This window comes from Flavobacterium sp. AK-301 (assembly GCF_058310215.1).
This window is the reverse complement of sequence record NZ_JBZEES010000013.1, coordinates 60,490-82,838: the sequence shown is the minus strand read 5'-3', so window position 1 is coordinate 82,838 and position 22,349 is coordinate 60,490. Positions and strand designations below refer to the sequence as shown.

The 22,349-nt window shown below is 33.9% G+C and carries 19 protein-coding genes; 7 read left to right on the top strand and 12 right to left on the bottom strand.

What is annotated here, in order from left to right; genetic code table 11:
• The first annotated feature begins 173 nt into the window (after window positions 1–173).
• Both AC4FQX_RS13775 and AC4FQX_RS13770 read left to right on the top strand, forming a co-directional pair.
• Window positions 174–1,367 (top strand): phosphoadenosine phosphosulfate reductase, encoded by a 1,194-nt coding sequence (locus tag AC4FQX_RS13775; protein ID WP_491168296.1) that lies wholly within the window; start codon window positions 174–176, stop codon window positions 1,365–1,367.
• Entirely contained in the window at window positions 1,364–1,963 is a 600-nt protein-coding gene (locus tag AC4FQX_RS13770; protein WP_491168295.1) for an IbrB-like domain-containing protein, read from the top strand. The genes AC4FQX_RS13775 and AC4FQX_RS13770 overlap by 4 nt, the downstream gene beginning before the upstream one ends.
• A 116-nt stretch (window positions 1,964–2,079) precedes the next feature.
• Here the strand turns inward: AC4FQX_RS13770 and AC4FQX_RS13765 are convergent, their stop codons facing one another.
• The 7 genes from AC4FQX_RS13765 to AC4FQX_RS13735 all read right to left on the bottom strand — a co-directional run bounded on the left by AC4FQX_RS13765 (window position 2,080) and on the right by AC4FQX_RS13735 (window position 8,402).
• On the bottom strand, window positions 2,080–2,649 hold the full coding sequence (locus AC4FQX_RS13765; protein ID WP_491168294.1) for a phage tail-like protein: 570 nt from the start codon (window positions 2,647–2,649) through the stop codon (window positions 2,080–2,082).
• Window positions 2,650–3,067: 418 nt separating this feature from the next.
• Complete coding sequence (locus tag AC4FQX_RS13760; RefSeq protein WP_491168293.1) at window positions 3,068–4,534, bottom strand: magnesium chelatase; 1,467 nt, start codon at window positions 4,532–4,534, stop codon at window positions 3,068–3,070.
• A 47-nt stretch (window positions 4,535–4,581) separates the two neighbouring features.
• The gene (locus AC4FQX_RS13755; RefSeq protein WP_491168291.1) at window positions 4,582–5,706 is read right to left on the bottom strand and encodes a vWA domain-containing protein; all 1,125 of its coding nucleotides are present in this window, start codon (window positions 5,704–5,706) and stop codon (window positions 4,582–4,584) included.
• Window positions 5,707–5,908: 202 nt separating this feature from the next.
• On the bottom strand, window positions 5,909–6,358 hold the full coding sequence (locus tag AC4FQX_RS13750) for a tRNA (cytidine(34)-2'-O)-methyltransferase (protein ID WP_491168290.1): 450 nt from the start codon (window positions 6,356–6,358) through the stop codon (window positions 5,909–5,911).
• 121 nt (window positions 6,359–6,479) lie between these two features.
• Window positions 6,480–7,184 carry a DsbA family oxidoreductase gene (locus tag AC4FQX_RS13745; RefSeq protein WP_491168289.1) on the bottom strand — a complete coding sequence of 235 codons (705 nt, stop codon included), beginning with the start codon at window positions 7,182–7,184 and terminating at the stop codon, window positions 6,480–6,482.
• Window positions 7,185–7,236: 52 nt separating this feature from the next.
• Window positions 7,237–7,806, bottom strand: coding sequence for an NADPH-dependent FMN reductase (locus tag AC4FQX_RS13740; RefSeq protein WP_491168288.1), 570 nt, complete (start codon window positions 7,804–7,806; stop codon window positions 7,237–7,239).
• A gap of 20 nt (window positions 7,807–7,826) precedes the next feature.
• Window positions 7,827–8,402, bottom strand: a complete 576-nt coding sequence (locus AC4FQX_RS13735) for a YceI family protein (RefSeq protein ID WP_491168287.1) — start codon at window positions 8,400–8,402, stop codon at window positions 7,827–7,829.
• A gap of 440 nt (window positions 8,403–8,842) precedes the next feature.
• On the opposite strand from AC4FQX_RS13735, the gene AC4FQX_RS13730 reads away from it, so the two are divergent.
• A complete protein-coding gene (locus AC4FQX_RS13730; RefSeq protein WP_491168286.1) occupies window positions 8,843–10,198 on the top strand; it encodes an MATE family efflux transporter in 1,356 nt (451 codons plus the stop codon).
• 117 nt (window positions 10,199–10,315) lie between these two features.
• On the opposite strand, the gene AC4FQX_RS13725 is transcribed toward AC4FQX_RS13730, so the two are convergent.
• From AC4FQX_RS13725 to AC4FQX_RS13710, 4 genes are all read right to left on the bottom strand, one after another.
• The gene (locus AC4FQX_RS13725; protein WP_491168285.1) at window positions 10,316–10,795 is read right to left on the bottom strand and encodes a DUF2750 domain-containing protein; all 480 of its coding nucleotides are present in this window, start codon (window positions 10,793–10,795) and stop codon (window positions 10,316–10,318) included.
• A 13-nt stretch (window positions 10,796–10,808) separates the two neighbouring features.
• The gene (locus AC4FQX_RS13720; protein WP_491168284.1) at window positions 10,809–11,198 is read right to left on the bottom strand and encodes a hypothetical protein; all 390 of its coding nucleotides are present in this window, start codon (window positions 11,196–11,198) and stop codon (window positions 10,809–10,811) included.
• Between the two features lie 384 nt (window positions 11,199–11,582).
• Window positions 11,583–12,116 (bottom strand): DMP19 family protein, encoded by a 534-nt coding sequence (locus tag AC4FQX_RS13715; protein ID WP_491168283.1) that lies wholly within the window; start codon window positions 12,114–12,116, stop codon window positions 11,583–11,585.
• A gap of 9 nt (window positions 12,117–12,125) precedes the next feature.
• Window positions 12,126–12,677 (bottom strand): cysteine hydrolase family protein, encoded by a 552-nt coding sequence (locus tag AC4FQX_RS13710; protein ID WP_491168282.1) that lies wholly within the window; start codon window positions 12,675–12,677, stop codon window positions 12,126–12,128.
• Between the two features lie 383 nt (window positions 12,678–13,060).
• On the opposite strand from AC4FQX_RS13710, the gene AC4FQX_RS13705 reads away from it, so the two are divergent.
• From AC4FQX_RS13705 to AC4FQX_RS13695, 3 genes are read left to right on the top strand one after another with little or no spacing between them, the layout of a single operon-like run.
• Window positions 13,061–14,125, top strand: coding sequence for an efflux RND transporter periplasmic adaptor subunit (locus tag AC4FQX_RS13705; RefSeq protein ID WP_491168281.1), 1,065 nt, complete (start codon window positions 13,061–13,063; stop codon window positions 14,123–14,125).
• A gap of 4 nt (window positions 14,126–14,129) precedes the next feature.
• Window positions 14,130–17,225, top strand: a complete 3,096-nt coding sequence (locus tag AC4FQX_RS13700; RefSeq protein WP_491168280.1) for an efflux RND transporter permease subunit — start codon at window positions 14,130–14,132, stop codon at window positions 17,223–17,225.
• Complete coding sequence (locus AC4FQX_RS13695) at window positions 17,225–18,544, top strand: TolC family protein (RefSeq protein ID WP_491168279.1); 1,320 nt, start codon at window positions 17,225–17,227, stop codon at window positions 18,542–18,544. Before AC4FQX_RS13700 ends, AC4FQX_RS13695 begins: the two co-directional genes overlap by 1 nt.
• A 274-nt stretch (window positions 18,545–18,818) precedes the next feature.
• Here the strand turns inward: AC4FQX_RS13695 and AC4FQX_RS13690 are convergent, their stop codons facing one another.
• Window positions 18,819–21,554, bottom strand: a complete 2,736-nt coding sequence (locus AC4FQX_RS13690; protein WP_491168278.1) for an alpha-L-rhamnosidase-related protein — start codon at window positions 21,552–21,554, stop codon at window positions 18,819–18,821.
• 266 nt (window positions 21,555–21,820) lie between these two features.
• Between AC4FQX_RS13690 and AC4FQX_RS13685 the strand changes: the two genes are divergently transcribed.
• Window positions 21,821–22,345: a hypothetical protein gene (locus AC4FQX_RS13685; RefSeq protein ID WP_491168277.1), complete on the top strand. Its 525-nt coding sequence runs from the start codon at window positions 21,821–21,823 to the stop codon at window positions 22,343–22,345.
• Window positions 22,346–22,349 lie beyond the last annotated feature (4 nt).

Sequence of the window (22,349 nt, the reverse complement as noted above, 5' to 3'; positions counted from 1 at the left end):
TTTTATCTAGTGTAGATTTGCGTAGTCATATTTTTTAAAATTGTACTTTAAATTAGTACTTTTAGATATATTTTTTATTTTAACATACTAAATACTCTTTTTTACATAAAATTATTCTCTATAATATAATTATTTATGATGAAAAAAGCAAAAAGAAAAACGAAGTTAATTTCATGGAAAAAAAATATCAGAAAAAAAACGTTTATATAGAAGCTCAATCGCGGATTGATTATATTTTCAGTCATTTTTCTAAGATTTATATCTCTTTTAGTGGTGGAAAAGATAGTGGAGTAATGCTAAATATGGCTATTGAAGCTGCAAAAAAACATAATAAACTACCTGTACGTGTTTTATTCATTGATCTGGAAGCACAATATAAGCATACTATTGATTATGTCACTAAAACACTGAATCGAAAAGAAATAAAATCGTATTGGATTTGTCTGCCCATCCGATTACGAAATTCTATCAGTCAGTTTCAATCTCACTGGATGTGCTGGGATCCGGAAAAAAGAGAAAACTGGATTCGTCCGCTTCCAAAAGAAAATGGTGTGATTTCTGATGAAACTTATTTTCCTTTCTTTAAGAGAGGAATGGAGTTTGAAGAATTTGTTCCGGAATTTAGTAAATGGTTTTCTGAAGATGAAAAAACAGCTTGTTTAGTGGGAATACGCACAGATGAAAGTCTTAACAGATTTCGTACTATAAGAAATTCTCGAAAAAAAACATTTAATGAATTAATGTGGAGCACTAAAAAAACGAATAATGTCTATAATTTTTATCCAATTTATGACTGGAAAACCAGTGATATATGGATTGCTAATGGAAAAATGAAATTTGATTATAACAAAACATATGATCTGATGCATCTGGCTGGAATTTCTATTCATAAACAACGATTGTGTCAGCCTTTTGGAGATGATCAACGTAAAGGGCTTTATCTGTTTAAAATTCTGGAGCCCGAAACATGGGCTAAACTTATTAACAGAGTTGAAGGTGTTAATTTTGGAGGTCGATATGGAGAAAATAAGAATATAAAATGGGGTCAGTACAAATTAATACTACCTCCCGGACATACTTATGAAAGTTATACTTTCTTTCTATTAAACACAATGCCTCCATTTTTACGGATACATTATTTAAAAAAAATAAAAAAATTCGTCTACTGGTGGCAGGCTAAAGGAATGAAAGTTATTCCTGATATAGCAGACCCCAGATTAGAGGCTAAACGTCAGGCTCCTTCATGGCGAAGAATATGCAGAGTATTACTTAAAAATGATTACTGGTGTGAGGGTCTTTCTTTTGGTCCGACAAAAAGAGATTTAGAAAAACAACAACAAATAATACTAAAATATATGAATTTATGATTTCTTTTATGCTAGAACAATATAAAAATTCCCCTTTAGATAAAAAAGTACAGATTTATAATGAATGTGCTCAGTTACTATATGACTTTTTAGAAATTGAGCATCCGGCTCTCAATGTATCATTAGTGCCAATTAAAAAAGTAAAGAAAAACGATTATAACCCAAATAAAGTTGCACCACCCGAAATGAAACTTTTAAAATTATCTATTCAGAAAGATGGATTAACGATGCCTGTTGTAGTTGCCGAAGATAAAAAAGAAGGAGAATATATAGTCGTAGATGGTTTCCATCGTACTGCTATATGTAGTAAAGAAAAAAATATACAACAAAGTCTTCATGGTTATTTACCGGTAGTAAAACTAAACAAAAATATAGAGGATCGCATAACAGCTACCGTAAGACACAATATGGCAAGAGGGACGCATCAGATTGAATTATCTGCAAATCTTGTAACTTTATTAAAAAAACATAACTGGAGTAATGAACGTATCGGTAAGGAATTAGGTATGGATCCAGATGAAGTATTACGACTGAAACAAATTTCGGGATTAGCAGAAGCTTTTGCTGATGAAGAATTCTCTGATTCCTGGATATAATTAAGACTATCTTAAAAAGTATATAAATATAAAGAGGTTTGCTTTTACTTAAAGTTGACCTTTTTTTATATATCATAACCATTTTTAACAGTAGCTCCCGAATAGCATCCCCACCCTTACAATCTCTTCATAATAATCCAGACAGTACCAGTACTTATAGCCTGAACATGACTCCAGAGGGAGGTGGCAGTAACAATATCATTACTTTTAACAGAAACACCATTCACTGTTGCATAAACACTACTGGAGGTAATAAAAAATGATTTTCCTTTTAATCCTGCCGGTGCCGGCAAAATAAATTTTATCTGTTGCTGTTGACTTGATTCAGCGTACACAAAGCAATCATCGGGGAAAATTTCATATGGAGCAGAAGGTAGTGTCCTAATATTATCTCCACAATCACAACCTCCACTATTACTTGATGCTCTAATCCATTGACGTCCGTCATTATAGTATAATCCTTCTGTAACACCCCATTTATCTGTATCATTATAGACTACCATCCCTTCAGTGTGCTCATTAAGCGGAAAAGACAATGATGGTCTAAAAAGGGACACTCTCGGTACACGTAAGCCTTTATCATTAGTATTAAAATCTACTACTGCATCCGGATGCGGAAATTTACCGGACTGAGCAAAACAATATAAGCTACCCAAAAGGAAACCGACAATTACTATTATTTTCATTGTTGAAAAATTATTTATTATATGTCTAAAAGATTTTATTTTTTTGCTAAAAAAGCAATAATCTTAAAATTTTTTAAACTATACAAAGGTAGGAATGAAATCATAAAACAAGACAAATAAAGAGGGTCATTATGAGTCATTATGAGTCATTGTGAGATTATTAAGTGATTTTTAACATTAAAATATTTAATTAGAAAACAAAAAAGCTTAATAATAAATACCCAAACTAATTCTTGTAATCTAAAATCAATTTTAATTAGGATACATTACATTTTCTTAATAATCTAAATTATTACTAGAGCTCACAACTTATGGGGTGTTTTAGTATTTATAACACATTTTCTCTCTTTATTTGGTAACAAAAAAAGCTTGCACTTTCGTGCAAGCTCAATCCCTAAATCTGAACCACATTATATTTTTATAATCGCCCTATATAACTTCCATAAATATCTTTAAATTGATAGCCGGATTCTACTCTGTCTTTACTTAATTTATTATACTCTGCTAATCCCCAGAGAATAAATTCTTTAAAAAATTTCTGATCTTCTGTTTTTATATCCGGCTGGTATTTCAGCATTAGTTGTTTTAAAGGAATAACAGAATCTAATTGCTTTTGGTATTCTGTATCTGTCAGATCGTCTAACAACTCAAATCCTGTTTCTGCAAAAAACCAGTCAACAACTTCTTGATAAGGACTTTTATCTTCTTGTCGTTCCAGTTTTTCTATTTTTGGAAAATAAACCGGAAATAAAGTATGCACAGCATTTCCTATTAACTGCTCTGCTACAAATGTAGCTCCTTCCTGCTCTCCTTCATAAACTAATTCTATTTTCCCTGTAATAGCGGGAATAATTCCCATAAAATCAGATAATCGTACTGTTGTTTTTGTCTCTCCTGATCTTAAAACCCTGCGTTCTGCCGTACTCAATAAATTTTCAAGAGCTGTAATACTCATACGGGCGCTAACGCCACTTTTATTATCAACGTATTCACTTTCACATGCTTCAAAACGAATCTGTTCAATTATATCTCTTGCTAATAAAGGAATATAAACAGAATCACTCTGATGCAAATCCGGTTTTGCTTCTTGCTCTGTTATTGTTCTGGCAGTACTAATGTCCTCTGGATAATGTGTCAGAATCTGAGAACCTATTCTGTCTTTTAGAGGAGTTACAATACTTCCTCTGTTTGTATAATCTTCTGGATTAGCAGTGAAAACAAACTGAACATCTAAAGACATTCTAAGTTTAAATCCCCTAATCTGTATATCTCCTTCTTGTAAAATATTAAAAAGAGCAACCTGAATACGGGCTTGAAGATCCGGTAATTCATTTATCACAAAAAGGCAACGATTAGCACGCGGTATCATTCCAAAATGGATTACTCTTTCATCTGCATATGATAATTTAAGATTTGCTGCTTTAATCGGATCTACATCGCCTATCAGATCTGCCATTGTAACATCCGGAGTTGCCAGTTTTTCATAATAACGTTCACTTCTGTGAAGCCACTCAACGGGCGTTTTATCTCCTTTCTCTGCGATCAGATCCTGAGAAAACCTGGAAATAGGGTGTAACGGATCATCATTAATCTCTGATCCTGCTACAACAGGAATCCATTCATCTAGTAAATTTATCATTAATCTTGCCAGACGTGTTTTTGCCTGACCTCTCAAACCGAGAAGGTTAATATTATGACGTGAAAGTATCGCTCTTTCCAGTTCCGGAATAACTGTATTTTCATATCCGTGAACTCCTTCAAAGGTGGTAATTCCTTTTACAATACGTTCTCTTAAATTATCTCGTAACTCCTCTTTTATGCCTTTGGTCTGATAACCTGCCTTTTTAAGAGCGCCTAAAGTGGTTATATTTTTATAATCAGTCATATTGTTTTAGTTCTTCTTATAAATGGTTCTTTTATCAATCGTTTTATTTATCCTTTTATACGTTTCTTTCTGTTCTGTTCGTAATCTTCAAAGATCATTTCTCCTAAGCCTTTTAACCCTGTATAGAATGCTTTTCCCTGATTTTCCTCTGTAAAATGAGATATAAACCTCTGCAAATAGGGATCCTGAGCAATCATAAAGGTAGTGATAGGAATATGTAATTTTCGAGCCTGTTGTGCCATACTGTAGCATTTATCAACAATGTACTCATCCAGGCCGTTACTGTTCATATAATAACTTCCGTCTTTTTCTTTGACACAACTCGGTTTACCATCTGTAATCATAAAGATTTGTTTATTCGTATTACGCTTTCTGCGAAGCAGATCCATTGCTAACTGTAAACCTGCAACGGTATTGGTATGATAAGGACCTACTTTTAAATAAGGCAAATCTTTAATTGCAATTGTCCGGGCATCGTTACCAAAAACCAGAATATCTAAAGTGTCTTTTGGATATTGTGTTGTAATCATTTCGGCAAGTGCCATTGCCACTTTTTTAGCAGGAGTAATTCGGTCTTCTCCATATAAGATCATACTGTGACTGATATCAATCATTAATATGGTACTCATCTGAGATTTAAATTGTGTTTCTTCTACAACTAAATCATTTTCTGTAAGGTAAAAAGCTTCAATTCCGTTATTGATCTGAGCATTGCGAAGGCTTTCTGTAAGAGAAATATGTTCTAAACCGTCTCCAAAACGGAACTCACGTAATTCTCCTGTATGTTCGTCTCCTGTACCTATATATTTTGTTTTATGATTTCCGGAACCTCTTTGTTTCAGGTTACCAAAAATCTGATCCAGAGCCTGTTGTCGAATAGCACGTTCGGTTTTTGCAGTAATCTCTACTCCTCCTGTTCCATCTTCTTTAATCTCTTCCCGGATATAGCCTTTTTTCTTTAGATCTTCTATAAAATCATCAATAGTATACTTATCATCTGTAAGTTTATATTCTGTATCTAATTCACGTAACCAACTCAGAGCTTCTTCTAAATCTCCTGAAGTATGCGTGATCAGCTCCATAAAAATCTCAAAAAGTTTATCAAAAGGAGATTGATAAGAAGCTTCATATCTTTTGAAGTAAAAACCTTTTCTTTTATCTTGATGAATCATTGTCTAAAAATACACTATTTCGAACAATATAAACGCATCTTAATTGATAATTTTTAGTTAAAAAACACTTCTTTATCGATTACAAATAAATATTGTTTAATTTTATTCTTAATTTAATGAAATTAAAAACATGTTTACTATCAGATAAAAACAAAAACTGTCTTAAAACAAAATACTTTTACAAATAATGTAATATTTGGTATTAAAATTTGATTTGTCTTCTGGCTTCTCCAATAGCAAAAGCAACTGAATTTGATAAATTAAAGCTTCTTACTAATCCTGTAGAAGGGATAGTAAGATGATTCTCAAATTTCGCCAGAACTTCAGGACTTAATCCAACTGATTCTTTTCCAAAAACCAACCAATCCCCTTCTTTAAAAGAGGCTGATAAATAGGACTTTTGAGTATTGGAACTAAATAAAAAAACACGGGAAACATCCGGTGTTTTTTCCATCCATTCTTCTACAGACTGGTATTCATACCAGTCTAAATGCACCCAGTAATCTAATCCTGAACGCTTTAACTGTTTATCTGAAATTTCAAATCCAAAAGGATGAACTAAATGTAGTTTACAACCTGTTCCTACACATAAACGACCAATATTTCCTGTATTATTAGGGATCTCAGGTTCGATCAATACTATGTTTAACATCTGTTTTTATTGTTTGGAACAAATTTACTTGTTTTTGTGAGATGTTTTTTGTGAAATGCAAAATGTTATTAGTGGCTCCGCTAACTAGTGGAGTGAGTCCTTTTGTGGTCACTAACTGGACTTAACAATTACCGTCTATTCCACAACTTGAATCATCATTAATTGTATTTAAAGAATCAATATTCATTGTAGTATAAGAAGACCATGCCTGCTCTAATGTTTTAAGAAAAACCTCTGGTGGTTGTGCGCCGGAAACACTGTATTGTTTATTCATAATAAAAAAAGGCACTCCTCTTATTCCTATTATCTCAGCCTGAGCTTCATCTTTATGTACGGCATCGGTATAAGCATCTCCATTCAGCACCTCTGTTAACTCTTGTTTATCCAAGCCTATTTCGAGACCTGATTGAAGTAAAACCAGAATATCATCAATATTTTTACCATCTGTAAAATAAGCTTTAAATAACTTCTCTTCGATCTCATTTCCTAAACCTCTTACCTTTGCCAGCTGAATCAACCGATGGGCATTAAAAGAATTAGCAACAACAGAATTATCAAGATTAAATTCCAGACCTACTTCTTTTGCCATCTGAGATACGTGAGTATGCATTTGAACACCCCACTCTTTTGTCTGTCCTTTCATCTCCCCCAGATGTTCTGCCGCATCTTTCCCGGGCTGGGTTTTTAAATTAGGATCTAATTCAAAACTATGCCATACTACTTCGATACTATCCTTATGTTTAAACTGTTCTAAAGCTTTTTCAAACTTATGTTTTCCAATATAGCAAAACGGACATCTTACATCTGACCAAATATCTACTTTCATAATTTCCTAAAATCTGATTTATCTGTTTATTCCTCTGAAAAAAGAAAACAATCTATTTATCTTCTCTTATTGTTTTTAACCCTTTTGTCCATCTTAGTAGTTCTTTAAGCATATTCTGAGCTGCTTTCTCTGAACGCTCTGTTGGTACAAACTGATTCTCTTCATTGAAAAGAGTGGTAAAAAAAGGAAAGTTAACCTGTTCGTATATTGGAACTACTTTAAACGTGGCTAAGTCGTTTTTTAATAAAATAGCGGCTCTTGTCCCTGCTGATACTCCTCCGTAACTTACAATTCCTGCTGCTTTATACCCCCATTCATGATAAAGATATTCTAATGCGTTTCGCAATGGTGACGGATATCCAAAATCATATTCTGCTGTTACAAAAATAAATGCATCTGCTTCATTAATTTTAGCACTCCACTTTTTAGTATGCTCATGTTCATATTTCTGCACAGAAGGATGATTAGGCTCATCCATCAAAGGGAGTTTGATCTCTCCTAAATCCAGTACTTCGACATCAAATTCACTATATTTTTTTACCATTTCGGCAACCCATTTTGCTACAACAGGACCTTTTCTTCCTGGTCTGACAGAGGATGAAATTATTTTTAATTTATACATATTCTGTTTTTTAAGATATATTATTTTATAAGCTCAGCATCTGCTTTGATAGTTACTTTATCACTAATCAATAAAGAAGGAAATTTACCGCCTATATTAAAATCAGACCGTTTTAATTCACCAATCACTTGTATACCGGCTACTTCTGTATTATTTGCTCCGGGATTTTTTGCAATACCTCTGAAATGAAAATCAAGCACAACTGATTTTGTAACACCATGCATTGTCAAATCTCCGGTCAGTTTATAAACATCCGGAGTTTCTGTTTTCTCCAGAGATTTACTCACAAACTCTAGTTCAGGATACGTTGCAACATCAAAAAAATCAGCACTTTTTAAATGCTTATCTCTATTTTCAATTAAAGTATTAATTGAATTTGCATTGGCTTTTAAAGTAATTGAAGCATCACTTAAATCTGCTTTTGATGATACTATCTTAATATCAAAATTAGTAAAGAATCCTTTTACATCTGAAATCCCCAGGTGCGTTATAGTAAAGCCCAGTTTTGAATGATTCGGATCAGAATTCCATGTTTTCTGCGCAAAACCGCTAATAGATAATACTACTGTAAATAAAGTAATCATCAATTTTTTCATAATAATAAAAGATTTAATAATTGGTTATTGGTTTATTTTTAAAATAGTAAAGTACTAATATTCAAAAATTATTATCTCAATATTGTCTTTATATAAAATACTTTTCATAAAGAAAAATGTTATCTAAATTAGTGAAAAATTAAACATGTAGGTGTTAATAATACATTAATTATACGAAATTCCGAGTGTAAGACCTTTTTAAAACTATTTTTTTTGTTTTTTTACTCTAGGAACTTTAAAAGTTTTAAATTTGTCAGTTCTTAAATACTTCTTATTAAATTAATATAGAATAAGCAGTATCCTCTTACAAACTCCACTTTACAATTCAATTTTTGTAGGACTTAAAAAGAGAAGAAGTTTAAGGTAAGGCTATGATTTAAAACCTCTTAGTTTTTTCTGAAAAATAAATATTTCATAAATTCATATTATTAAAGATTCTAATGAGAACTGAAGCTCCAAAAACAATCGGTTTAGCTTTACCTATTATCATAGGGGAACTGGCACAACAGGCACTGCATTTAATTGATATTGCAATGGTTGGAAAAATAGATTACAAATTAGTGTCTGCGGCAGCACTGGTTGTTAATACTTTAAATATTCCTTTTGTATTTGGTATTGGTATTACAATATCTGTTTCTCAGATGGTCTCTCTGGCTCATGGACGCCGTGATGGTCAGCTGGTTTCTCATTATTTTTTCAATGGTTTTATATTATGTTCTATCATAGCTATTCTGATCTCTGTTGGACTGGTTTCCGGGCGAAATATTTTATTTCATCTGGGACAGGATCCTGAAGTGGCTACACTGGCAGTTCCATTTATGAAACTGATGAGTTGGTCTATTATTCCAATGTTGCTTTTTATGACCTTAAAACAGTTCACGGATGGTCTTGAATTTACAAAAACCGCAATGATACTGGCTGTTTCAGGTCTTCCTATAAACGTTTTTCTGAACTGGCTTCTAATTTACGGTAACCTGGGATTTCCAAGATTAGAACTTGTAGGTGCAGGATGGGCTACTTTAATTACCCGTACTTTATTGTTTACCTCTCTGTGTTTAGTTATCCTTAGACATGCTACTTTCAGAAAATATATTGCTGTCAGAAAAAATCAGTGGAAAGTGAAATTATCTACTATAAAAGATCTTTTACATATCGGCATACCAAGTAGTTTACAATTAGGTATGGAGTCCGGCGCTTTTGCTGTTTCCGGTATCATAATCGGAACTATCGGGGCTATTGAGCAGGCTTCTCACCAGATTGCGCTTAGTTGTGTTGCTGTAACTTATATGGTTTCTATGGGACTTTCACAAGCAGGTTCTATCAGAGTAAGTAATGCTTATGGTCGTCATAACTGGCTTAAAATTGATAAAATTGGTAAAAGTACAATCTGGACGGCTGTAATCTATGCTGTGCTTTGTGCTATGTTCCTTATTGCCTGTAAAGATATATTACCAACTTTCTTTATCAATAAAGAGGATGAACTAATGAAAACAGATTCTTTAAAAGTAATTAAACTGGCTTCTCTATTATTATTCTTTGCTGCAATATTCCAAATTCCGGATAGTACGCAGGCTATTACAGCAGGTCTGTTACGTGGTATTAAGGATGTTAAGACCCCTACTATATTAGTATTCATAGCTTACTGGATAGTGGGACTTCCAATAGGTTATCTATTAGCTTTTAATATGAAAATGGGACCTTCGGGAATATGGATTGGATTAATTATAGGGCTAACACTTATTTCTATTTCACTGATAAGCCGTTTCTTAAAAATGATTAAAAGAAATAAAATTTAACTGATTGTTAGATGGTTCGATTTTTAAATAAAATATCAGATTATTGAATGTTACAAATACTTATAATCAATAATCTGATATTTTGAACAAAACAAACGCAGTAATCAAAAATTTAGCTTATTCTTCAAAATCTTCAGTATCAAGATTCAGAATAATATTAATCTGACTTTCCAGATCGGAAAGATTTTTAAACTTTGTAAGAAGTATTGTTCTTTTCATAATTTCCAGCTCTGTTATTATCTCAAGAATTAAAACTAAAGGATCTATTTCGTAGCCTATTAAATCATAATCAAATTCTGTAGCTGCCATAAGTCCATCATTATACATCCCTACGCACCAGTCTTCTATAAATTCAGATAAACTGATTGCTTCGGGTTCATAGTGTTCCCAGCCTTTTTTTGCACATACTTTTGCTGCATTGGTATCAGACCAAAAACAAATCATCTCTACAGGATTCCCTTTTTCATCTTCAAAATCATTAGAATCTGAAACTGCAAACCCTTCATTACTACTTAATCCAAAAACTACTCCTGTTTCGCAAATTGTAGTAATAAACTTTTTATGCTTTTCCGTAATAGTAATTGCTTCTCGTATCATCGCTAATAGGGGCTTAGTTAATATTCCTTTTATAAGGTTTTATCTTTACAATTTTATTATCTACAATAGCATATCCTTCTTTATTTGTAAACAATCTGTCTTTTTTATTAAAATCCTGTAATATAACATTATAATAAGCATCTTTTAGTTTATCATAATTAGCAAAACTATCCAGTTCATGATAAGCAAAACCTTTCCTCGTTCCTGAAGACAGATAATTATAATGAACATAATACTTTCCCTCTATTATGATATTTATATTGTAATAATCAAAATCATCATGATTAGTCAAAGTAAAACCCTGCTCTAAAAATTCAATTTTTGGATTTATTATTAACTTTTTTTCTTTATTACAGGAAAAAAAAGTCGCAACAATCGATACAAACACTAAATACTTTCTCATAATTCTGCACTTTTTCTTTCAGATAAAATGAATCTCAAAAGAATGTCAACTAATAAACGTAAAAATATACTTACTATTTCCCAGTATACTTTACACTAATTTAACAATGATACTTTAAACTTAATATTTTATTAATTTTAAATTATTTTTACTATTTAAAACAACAAATAACAAAAAACAATTCATTTATATGAAGCTAATTTAATAAATATTTTTCTAATATTAACATTTATTTCTGATTATAATTAGTACACAATCAATTTTTATTTTATAAAAAAACAGGCTTCAATTAAGAAGCCTGTTTTTTAAATTATTCTCTTTAGCAACTCTCTTAAATCCCAAATCTTGCTGCAATCTTTTATTCATAATTAGAAACTCTTTAAATTAATTTTTACTGATCGGCTTCCCTAATTCTTTTTCCAACTCTGTAAACATTTCGTCAATAGGTAATACCTTAAGATTAGGTAATTTCTTTAACCAGGCAGCATTTAAAGTAATCAGATCTTCTTTTGTATCATAGCTGGTATTTGTTTTAATAAGCTCTCTTACTTCATTTTCTCCAAAATATTCACTTTCAAAAAAAACTTCTAACTTATCTTCGGGAATAGTGTTAACAAACTTAAAGCTATTTCTGAAAAAAGCTAAGTGTGCATTTGCCTTCATTAGTGTCAATCCCTCTTCTATCATTAGAATCAGCTCTTCATTCAGGCCGGAATTATAAACGAATTGTGCAAATCCTCCATTATTGATCTGAGAAATAAAATAATCTACGTAATAACTTATCAGTGCTTCTCGTGGGATTTGTTCCTCTTCCATACCTTCTTCCCGAAGTAGATTTACTACTGCAATGTTTGACCTGATACTATCATATGGGACTTTACTGTTAAATCCGTTCTCTGAAATAATTACATTTTCCATACCGCTGTTTTATTTATTTTCTTTTAAAAAATCTTCTGCTGTTACAACTGTTGCATAAAAAAATTCTAATGCTCCTAAAAAAGCAGTCTGAACATCCGGTGCTTTTACACCAACACCATTTACTTCAAGGTCTCTTGTTGCACAGGCATCACCGATAACGGTACAGTTAAACCCAAAATCTTTTGCTGCTCTTGTGGTTGCATCTACACACATATGGGTCATCATACCAACAATAACTAAATCTATTATGTTACTGGTCTGTAAATAATGGAGTAATTCGGTTTCTCTGAAACTATTAGGATAATATTTTACAATAACTTTTTCAGTCCCTTTTGGCTGTACTTTATTGTAAATCTCTGCTCCTTTTGTTCCGGGTAAAAAGAACGTCGCATCCGGAGATATCCCGATATGTTGTATATGTATTATGGGTAGATTATTTTTTCTGAAATGTTCCAGAACTAATTCTGCTTTCTCTGCTGCCACTTCTGACTGATACAGTCTCATTGCTCCGTTTTCAAAATAATCATTCTGTATATCTATTATTATCAAGGCTTTACTCATATCTCTTGTTTTTTAAAAATTATAGTTCTCTATCTCTCAAATCTAATACTAAATAATTGTACTGTAAAATTTTTATCAGACCAATTAAACCTTTTAGAATAATCGTAGTCTTACTTTTGTAAACCTGCGGTTTACTTAAAATTATGGGTAGATAGTCAGATTATTTTATAATGATAAAAACATCTGATGATCCGGAATTATAGTATTTGAATCATTTTAATATTTTAAGTTTTTACAAATTTTGAATCTTACCTGTTTTTCAAATATTTTAATTGTTAAAATCTGTTAAAAATACAGAAATAGTTTAACTATCCAAATATTTAAAATTAGTTTTGAATGTTAATTGGTTGTCTATTTATAAAATACATCACACTTACATAATTATGAAAATAAAATACTTGGTTTACTTCCTTTTAATTGTGGGAATTGGTTCTCTGATTGGTTATAGAATTGTACAGAACAAGAATAAAGAGGGTGTGGGTAAAAATATGTCAGGTAAATCTGCTCCCATGAAAGTTAACGGTATAGTTGTGGAACCACAAAATTTTTCTAATTCTATTTCATTATCAGGGTCTATTGAGGCAGATGAACAGGTAGAAATCCGGGGGGAAGTAAATGGTCTCATTGAAGGTATCTTCTTTGAGGAAGGTAGTAAGGTAACAAAGGGTCAGATACTTCTTAAAATCAATGATATGGAACTGCGGGCACAGATGGCACAGGCAAAAACAAAAGAAAATCTGGCAGCAGAGAATGAACGAAGAGGAAAGCTTCTTTTAGAAAAAGAAGCAATAAGCCACGAAGAATATGACATGCTAAGGGCTGATCTGATGTCTGCAAAAGCACAAACACAGCTGATCGAAGCACAAATGCATAAAACAACAGTAAGAGCTCCTTTTTCGGGTCGAATCGGTTTGCGCAATGTATCTCCGGGAACGTATCTGACGCCGGCAACTCTTGTTGCTAAACTTGTTAATAACAACGAATTAAAAATTACATTCTCTATTCCTGAAAAATATGCCAATCTGGTAAAGGTAAATTCTAATATATTCTTTAAAGTAGCGGAATCCAGAGAAAAATATTCTGCTAAGGTATATGCTATGGAGCCGGAAATTGATGTGGCTACACGTACTTTAAAATTAAGAGCTTTGGCACAAAACCCTGACGGAAAATTATTACCGGGAACTTTTGCAACTATAGAACTGGAGCTGAGTTTTGTGAATGGTGCTTTAATTGTTCCTACTGAGGCGGTTGTTCCTATACAAAACGGTAAAAAACTGTTTATTGCTGAAAATGGTAAGGCGAAAGAAGTAAAAATAGAAACTACTACACGAACGGATAAAGAAATTGTGGTTATATCGGGACTGAAAGCGCTGGATACTGTATTAACAACCGGTGTAATGAGCCTGAAAGATGGTACTCCTGTTGCTGTTACCATTTTAAAACAATAAGAACATGAGTATATCTACTACGAGTATAAGAAGACCGGTATTAACGATCGTAATTAATCTTACTCTGGTTCTTTTTGGAATCATTGGTTATAACTATCTGGGTGTAAGAGAATTTCCTTCTATTGATCCGGCTCAGATATCGGTACGAACGAATTATGCGGGAGCAAATTCCGATATTATTGAGTCGCAGATTACGGAGCCTTTAGAAAAAGCAATTAACTCTATTGATGGTATCCGAAACATTACCTCATCCAGTAATCAGGGTTCAAGTAATATTATGATTGAGTTTAATCTGGATAAAAATCTGGAAGAGGCAGCAAATGATGTTCGGGATAAAGTATCTCAGGCTGTTCGGAACTTACCCAAGGACATTGATGCGCCACCTGTAGTGTCTAAAGCTGATGCTGATTCTGATCCGATTATAACCATGACGGTACAAAGTCAGACCAAAAACGCACTGGATCTAAGTGATTATGCTGAAAATGTTATTGCACAGCGCTTACAAACTATTCCGGGTGTCAGCAGTGTACAGATCTGGGGACAGAAAAAATATGCAATGCGTTTATGGATTGATCCAAACCGCCTTTCCTCCTACTCTTGTACTGTTAAGGATGTACTGGATGCACTGAACAAACAAAACGTAGAATTGCCGTCAGGTAAATTAACTGGAGCAAATACAGAATTAACAGTTAAAACAAAAGGAAATCTGGCTTCTCCTGAAGAATTCAATAATATCATTATCCTTTCTGATCAGAATAGAATTGTCCGATTCCGCGATGTAGGCCATGCTGAACTGGGACCTGAAAATCTTGAAACGAAAATGAGTGAATCCGGTTTACCAATGGTTGCTTTAGCCATTATCCCACAACCAGGAACGAATTATATTGATATTGCCAATAACTTTTACAAACAATATGCTCAGCTTGAAAAAGATCTTCCGGGAGACATCAAACTGAATATAGCTATTGATAATACGTTGTTTATTAAAAAATCTGTTCTGGAAGTGGGAGAAACACTCGCCATTTCTATAGTGCTGGTTATTTTAATCATTTACTTATTTTTCCGTGACTGGGCTATTGCTTTCCGTCCTCTTATTGATATTCCGATCTCGCTTATTGCTACCTTCTTTATTATGTATTTATGTGGATTTTCAATAAATGTACTGACACTTCTTGCTATTGTTCTTGCTACAGGGTTAGTGGTGGATGATGGTATTGTGGTTACTGAAAATATCTATAAAAAAATTGAGGAGGGAATGTCTCCTATTGAAGCGGCAATTAAGGGATCAAATGAGATTTTCTTTGCTGTTATCTCCATATCGATCACATTGGCAGCTGTATTTTTACCTGTTATTTTCCTTCAGGGATTCGTGGGACGGCTTTTCCGTGAATTTGGGGTCGTCATAGGTGCGGCAGTTTTAATATCGGCTTTTGTTTCGTTAACGCTTACACCCATGTTAAACGCTTATCTGATGAAAGGCGGGGTACATAAACGTTCTAAATTCTATGATCTGACGGAGCCTTATTTTGAAAGAATGAACAAAAGCTATGCGGCTTCTCTTGAAATATTTATGAAAAGAAAATGGCTAAGCTTCCCTATACTTTTTGTGTGTATTGGGCTGATCGGTCTTTTTTATAGTCTGTTGCAAAAAGAAACGGCTCCTTATGATGACAGAAGTATGATCGGTATCAGTGTAACTGCTCCTGAGGGGTCGTCTTATGAATATACGGATCGGTTCATGCAGGAACTAACGCAACTAATCAATGATTCTATTCCTGAAAAACAGGTTAATCTGGTGATTACTTCTCCTGGTTTTGGTTCTGCTTCTGTAAACAGTGGAAGAATCAGAATGTCTCTGGTACAACCGAATGAAAGGGAACGTTCTCAGAAAGAAATCGCTAATAAACTGACACAATGGACTAAGGGGTATGCGGAAGCTAAGACTTTTGTATCTGAACAGCCTACTATTTCGGTAGGGCGAAGAGGCGGATTACCAATCCAGTATATTATTCAGGCACAAAACTTTACTAAACTTCAGGAAAAAATACCTGAGTTTATGGATGCTGTTTCTAAGGATCCTACTTTCTCTGTAACGGATGTCAACTTAAAATTTAATAAACCGGAAATCAATATTTCTATTGATCGTGATAAAGCACAAAGCTTGGGGGTTTCTGTTATTGATGTGGCACAGACACTGCAACTGTCTTTAAGCGGGCAACGTTTTGGTTATTTTATGATGAACGGGAAACAATATCAGGTAATTGGACAGTTCGACCAGAAAGATCGGGAAGCACCTATTGACTTAACTTCTCTTTTTGTAAAAAATAGTTCGGGATTACTAATCCAACTGGATAATGTTGTTTCTATTGCGGAGCAAAGTAGTCCGCCTCAACTCTATCATAATAACCGCTACCTCTCTGCTACTGTTTCTGCGGGACTGGCACCGGGTAAAAGTATCAGTGATGGTATTGAAGCGATGGACAGAATAAAGGCAAAAGTACTGGATGATAGTTTCTCAACAGATTTAGGTGGGGAATCCCGTGATTTTGTTGAAAGTAACTCGAATACATTATTCGCTTTTGGACTGGCTTTACTGCTGATATACTTAATATTAGCTGCTCAGTTTGAAAGTTTTATAGATCCGTTCATTATTATATTAACGGTACCCATGGCGGTAACGGGGGCTTTATTCTCTCTCTGGCTATTTGGTCAGACCTGGAATATCTTCAGTCAGATCGGTACTATTATGCTTATTGGTCTAGTCACAAAGAATGGTATTCTTATTGTCGAATTCGCTAATCAGCTTCGGGAGGAAGGGAAACCGAAAATGCAGGCAATCATGGAGGCTTCGGAATCTCGTCTGCGTCCTATTTTAATGACTAGTTTAGCAATTGCTCTGGGAGCGCTTCCTATTGCTTTGGCTTTAGGGGAAGCTTCTCAAAGCCGTATGGGAATGGGGGTTGTAATTGTGGGAGGAACAGTTTTCTCTCTTGCTCTTACGCTGTTTGTAATTCCGGCGATTTATTATATGTGGTCAAAACAACGTAAACATCATCCTGAATTTGATAACATTGATGGATACGAAAAAGAGAATAAATAATGATAACAAACTATAAACTATTTTTTCAGAGTCTTTTATTTCTGCTTTTAATAGCGGGTAAAATGCAGTCACAGGAAATATTAACGGTTGAGGAAGCAGTACAGCTGGCACTGGAAAACAATTTTGATATTAAAATTGCTTCTAATGATCTGAAAATAAGTGAACATAATGCCTCTATCGGAAATGCGGGGATTCTTCCTAATCTGACTGCTAATCTTAATCAAAACAATTCGATTCAGAATAGTCGGCAAACACGGACAGACGGTACAAAACAAACGCTTGATAATGCTAAAAACAATAATCTGTCCTATGGGGTCGGATTAGACTGGACCATTTTTGACGGATTCAGAATGTTTGCTCGTTATGACCAGTTAAAGGAGTTACAAAAACTAGGGGAAGCTCAGCTGCAACTAAATGTACTGAATAAGGTAAGTGAGGTAATGACTACTTATTATGATCTGGTACAACAGCAACAGCAGTTAGCAGCGCTGGATACAGCTATTTATATCTCTCAGCAGAGGCTTACTACTGCGGAAAACCGATATATGATAGGAAAGGCTTCTAAACTGGAGGTTCTGAATGCTCAGGTAGATATTAATACGGATTATACGAATCAGTTACGTCAAAAGGAACTACTCAACAATACTAAAATAAGACTGAATGAATTGCTTGTACGAAATGTACAAGCTCCTTTTAGTGTTGTTGATACTATTATTGTAGATCGAAATTTAGCTTTACCTGAACTGATCAATCTGGCGGAGAAACAAAATCCGGAAATACAGGTTGCTTTACTGAATAAACGGGTATCTGAATTAGAACTGAAACAGGTTAAGGCAAACCGCTACCCGACGGTAAGTGTTAATACGGGGTATACTTTTACGGAATCAGAATCGAGTTTAGGTTTTACTTCGAGTTCTTATGGCAGAGGGTTTAATTATGGTGTAAAGGCTTCTTTGAATATCTTTAATGGCTTTGCTCAACATCGAAATGAAAAGATCGCTAACTTAATGGTCGAGAATTCTCAATTCCAACTCGAAAGACAAAACAGAGCAATCACAAGTCAGCTGGCAACCGCTTATCAAACTTATCAGACGAATCTTGAACTAACGGAACTGGAAAAAAAGAATGAGGCAATCGCGAAACAAAATCTTGAAATTACTTTGGAAAAATTCCGTATCGGAACGATTACTACAACTGAGTTCAGAAGTGCTCAGCTCAATTATATTAATGCGAGAGTTCGCAATAGTAATGCTCAGTATCAGGCTAAATTGTCTGAGGTGATATTAAAGGAAATTGCGGGGAATATAGACTTGTTTTAGTTGGTTGTTGGTTGTTGGTTGTTGGTTGTTGGTTGTTGGTTGTTAAATACCGGATATTGCCAGAAATACAGACTTAACCAAAAATTAATAAGTTAATGGTTTTTTAAAATATCTTAATGTGAAAATATTTAGCACATCGTTTAAGAAATATTCTATGATTCTTTAACAGCTATAAGTACTCTTCTTCTTTTTTAAATTTACAAAATAGTATTCAACTTTGAGTATCTCCAATTCGGTATTCAAAAACTATCAACTGTAAACTATCAATTATCAACTATTTTATTCTGATAATCTGAATATGATCTAACATTGCCTGATTGATCTCTCCGTTCATGTTTTCATTTGACGGTTCAAAAGACAAAGTTAGCTGATGTTCTCCTTCTTTCAGGTATGCTTTTATGATATTGCTATATCCCCAGTTAGACCATTCATCTTTTCCTCTCTGCGGGAAAACAAAGTTACCTAATACTTTTGTTCCGTCACTGAATCTTCTGAACGCACATTTATTTTCAGTATTTACGGGTCCGTTACCATTTGAATACCGAATACTGATAGCATATTCTCCTTTTTCTTTAATGGAAACGGGAATGGTAATCTTACGGTTTTTTGTTTTACTGACCTCAACGAATCCATTACCTGTATAACCTTTATAGCGTAAATCGGATTTAGGAATAAAGGTTTCTATTTCATAGGTCGGAATTATTTCGGTTGAAGTAATCAGAATGGGTTCGCTTGCAAAAGAGGTATATCCCAAACTGTCTACTGCAATAATCTGATATTCTTCTTTTAATTTGGATTCAACAACATCAAAGGAGACTTCTGTAGTCTTCTCTATTTTCTTTCCATTCTTTACTATATTATACAATTTTGCTCCTGCAATAGGCTCCCAGGTTAGCTGACCGTCTGTATAAGTAACTTCGGGTGTGGGAAGCGAAAAATGCTCTTCTTTAGGCTGTATTGAACCTCCATCCATTTCATTATCGTCTAATACTATCTTAATGGTGTGTGTTCCGGTTATTGATCCGTCCAATATTGGTTTAGAGGGTTTTCCATCCAGTAAAAAGCTTTTAATCTTATTACCATGTCCGTTTACTTCAATATTTAAAACGGCATTTCGGTATTTAAAATTTGTTAAGGTTCTTTTTCCTCTCAGTTCATAAGGAACAACGGGATGAAACAATAAACTGTTTGCCTGAAATTCAATTCCGAATAGTATTTTATGAACCAGAGCCAAATTTCCGGAAAGACTCCACAGCATATTACTTGAATTCATTCTGGTTTCTGCATAATCACCGGTTACGGATACAAAATTCTCTTTATTGGTCAAAAATAAAGCGGCAGGTCTGTAAATGGCACTTATACTTTTTAATACGGCATCTTCATTACCTGCTTTGGCGGCTGCCAGTGCCCAGTAGGATTCTACGAAAGGCCAAATCCCGTTATTATGGTAAGGGGGAATTCCCGGAATCTGCGGATAAATACACGGAATACCAAAGTCGGTCACGGGTGTATTTCTTACGATTCTTCTTTGTTTTCCTTTATCGGCTATATCAAATAAAATCGTCAGTGCTTCTCCCAAAGTTTCAGATCTGGGAGACAGGATTTTATGATTTCTGCCATATAAATACTGACTATAATAGCCTCTATCTTTCTGCCATAGATTATAATTGATTCCTAGTTTTATTCTTTCTGCTATTGCTCTGTGAAATATGGCTATTTTTTGATGTTCGAGTAATGTTGCCATTTCTGCTAAAACAATATTCGCCTGATAGTGTACTGCATTGGTTCCTAAACTCTCGGATTCAAAAATATCGGCAGGTTGCATCCATCTCGGATAGGTCTGTTCTCTCCAGTCTAAAAACGAGGATTCTCCACGTACTAAACCGGTCGATCGATCGTAAATATTCTGAATATCATCATTAATGGAATTTTTAATAATTCTGTAAGCGTCTTTCAACCATTGTTGATCTCCGTTGGCTTTGTACAGCTCCCAGGCAGCAATTGCCCAGATCATTCGGTCTGTTGATACGGGATAGGCTCCACCAGTTCCTGTATCTTGTATTATTCTGTCTTTTTTTACTTTTTTCAGCAGACTCTTCTTTGCTACTTCGGGTTGTAAATAGGACATGGAAAGAATAATGCTGTAACTAATATCTCTGGTCCATACTCCTGCCCATTCTTTTCCGGTTCTGAAAGTACTGTCCGGCTCAATGGCTTTTCCCATTTCTTCGAGTGCCATATTATAAATGGCATCAGAGATCAGATAATCGGATTTATATTGCGGAAAGGCTGAAATATCTTTGGATAACTTCCATTCTGTGTCTACCTGTTTTTTATCTTCTTCTGCTCCCAGAATTAAGGTTGTTTCATAGATTCCGTTATTATTAAGATCTTTTAACTGCAAATTGTCAAAATTGACGAGATTATCAAAATCCCAATTCATTGGGGCAGTACTTCCTGCTATATAAACGCCTTTAAAATCTGCTTTATAAATTCTGTCTCCTGTAAAAGTCTGATAGTATCCTTTTTCTTTGAAAGAGTTAAGGATTTCATTCATGTCTAATCTGATGGTGACCTGAGTACCGGGTTTAACGGATTTATCAGCTTTTGGTGCTCTTTCGGTCATCGAAATTGACTGTCCGAAAATAATAACGGGAGTGGTAACTTTCTTTTTATTGGTAGCAACTACAAACTGATGACTTCCGGAAGGTCTCATTTCATTATCCTTACCGTTAATCGCGAATCGGAACGTAAGCAACGGATCAATATCTCCATGCTGCGGACTCTGATAATCGGAAGTAATTTCGTTTTCTGATACAATATTTGCAGTATACTCTTTTTGTACTACTTTATCTTTATAAATACTGTACTGTTTATTCTGCCAAATCGGTTTCTCCTGTCCGATCATGTTTGCAGTGATCCCGAAAAATAAAACAAAAATAATACGATTGCGAAAAGGATATAGCAAAGAGAACTTTGTTATTTTTGTATCAGTCAAAGTGGATTTCATATCTGAGTTTTTAAACGAAAAATATTGAGCTACGCTTCTCTCTGCTTCTAACCTAAAACAGAGATTTTTAGTGTTTAGAACAATAAGGAAAATAATAAAAGCTAAAATACAACTTTTAAGTAAAAACAACTCAAAATAAAAGACTATTTAATAATTTGTATTTTTATACGATTCTAAAAACAGTCTGAATTTATTAATAGTGAATAAATTCAGTTTAAACAGAAATTTAATATAAAATTGCAGAGAAAAATCATCTGAAATAGCAAATGAAAAAAATAATATCTATTCTTATACTACTGCCTTTTCTAAGCTGTCAACAAAACAAAAACATAAAAACAGTATTTCCTGTTGCTGAAAAAGACTGCTTTGTAAAAAGTGATCTTACATTGCCTTATCAATGGAACACTCCTATTGAAGAAAACTCTTATCATCTGCTTGAATGTACTGTTGGAGGAACGGAAGCTTTTTTATGTGATCATGAAAAATTACGTTATGTCTCCTTACCGAATTATAAGGAGGTAAGGGTTATACTGGTTCCTCAGGACTGTGGAGATTTTGACTATCGGTTTTATCTTATTACAATCCTCAATAATGAAATCGTTTCAAGTCAGTATGTGGAAGGGGAATGGTTCGAACCGGGAAAGGATACCTATAGGGAATATGCTTCTTTTAGTATTGATACTCATTACGGAATAACAGTAACTACTGTAACGAAAGAAAACAATCTGATCACAGCACAGGAAAAAATCGTTTTCCAATTAATGGATAATGGTGTTTTGAAAATAAAATAGAGAT

Excerpts from the sequence above, each read along its gene's own strand:
- AC4FQX_RS13775 (WP_491168296.1), top strand. The coding sequence starts at position 174 with ATGGAAAAAAAATATCAGAAAAAAAACGTTTATATAGAAGCTCAATCG.
- AC4FQX_RS13770 (WP_491168295.1), top strand. The coding sequence starts at position 1,364 with ATGATTTCTTTTATGCTAGAACAATATAAAAATTCCCCTTTAGATAAA.
- AC4FQX_RS13765 (WP_491168294.1), bottom strand. The coding sequence starts at position 2,649 with ATGAAAATAATAGTAATTGTCGGTTTCCTTTTGGGTAGCTTATATTGT.
- AC4FQX_RS13760 (WP_491168293.1), bottom strand. The coding sequence starts at position 4,534 with ATGACTGATTATAAAAATATAACCACTTTAGGCGCTCTTAAAAAGGCA.
- AC4FQX_RS13755 (WP_491168291.1), bottom strand. The coding sequence starts at position 5,706 with ATGATTCATCAAGATAAAAGAAAAGGTTTTTACTTCAAAAGATATGAA.
- AC4FQX_RS13750 (WP_491168290.1), bottom strand. The coding sequence starts at position 6,358 with ATGTTAAACATAGTATTGATCGAACCTGAGATCCCTAATAATACAGGA.
- AC4FQX_RS13745 (WP_491168289.1), bottom strand. The coding sequence starts at position 7,184 with ATGAAAGTAGATATTTGGTCAGATGTAAGATGTCCGTTTTGCTATATT.
- AC4FQX_RS13740 (WP_491168288.1), bottom strand. The coding sequence starts at position 7,806 with ATGTATAAATTAAAAATAATTTCATCCTCTGTCAGACCAGGAAGAAAA.
- AC4FQX_RS13735 (WP_491168287.1), bottom strand. The coding sequence starts at position 8,402 with ATGAAAAAATTGATGATTACTTTATTTACAGTAGTATTATCTATTAGC.
- AC4FQX_RS13730 (WP_491168286.1), top strand. The coding sequence starts at position 8,843 with ATGAGAACTGAAGCTCCAAAAACAATCGGTTTAGCTTTACCTATTATC.
- AC4FQX_RS13725 (WP_491168285.1), bottom strand. The coding sequence starts at position 10,795 with ATGATACGAGAAGCAATTACTATTACGGAAAAGCATAAAAAGTTTATT.
- AC4FQX_RS13720 (WP_491168284.1), bottom strand. The coding sequence starts at position 11,198 with ATGAGAAAGTATTTAGTGTTTGTATCGATTGTTGCGACTTTTTTTTCC.
- AC4FQX_RS13715 (WP_491168283.1), bottom strand. The coding sequence starts at position 12,116 with ATGGAAAATGTAATTATTTCAGAGAACGGATTTAACAGTAAAGTCCCA.
- AC4FQX_RS13710 (WP_491168282.1), bottom strand. The coding sequence starts at position 12,677 with ATGAGTAAAGCCTTGATAATAATAGATATACAGAATGATTATTTTGAA.
- AC4FQX_RS13705 (WP_491168281.1), top strand. The coding sequence starts at position 13,061 with ATGAAAATAAAATACTTGGTTTACTTCCTTTTAATTGTGGGAATTGGT.
- AC4FQX_RS13700 (WP_491168280.1), top strand. The coding sequence starts at position 14,130 with ATGAGTATATCTACTACGAGTATAAGAAGACCGGTATTAACGATCGTA.
- AC4FQX_RS13695 (WP_491168279.1), top strand. The coding sequence starts at position 17,225 with ATGATAACAAACTATAAACTATTTTTTCAGAGTCTTTTATTTCTGCTT.
- AC4FQX_RS13690 (WP_491168278.1), bottom strand. The coding sequence starts at position 21,554 with ATGAAATCCACTTTGACTGATACAAAAATAACAAAGTTCTCTTTGCTA.
- AC4FQX_RS13685 (WP_491168277.1), top strand. The coding sequence starts at position 21,821 with ATGAAAAAAATAATATCTATTCTTATACTACTGCCTTTTCTAAGCTGT.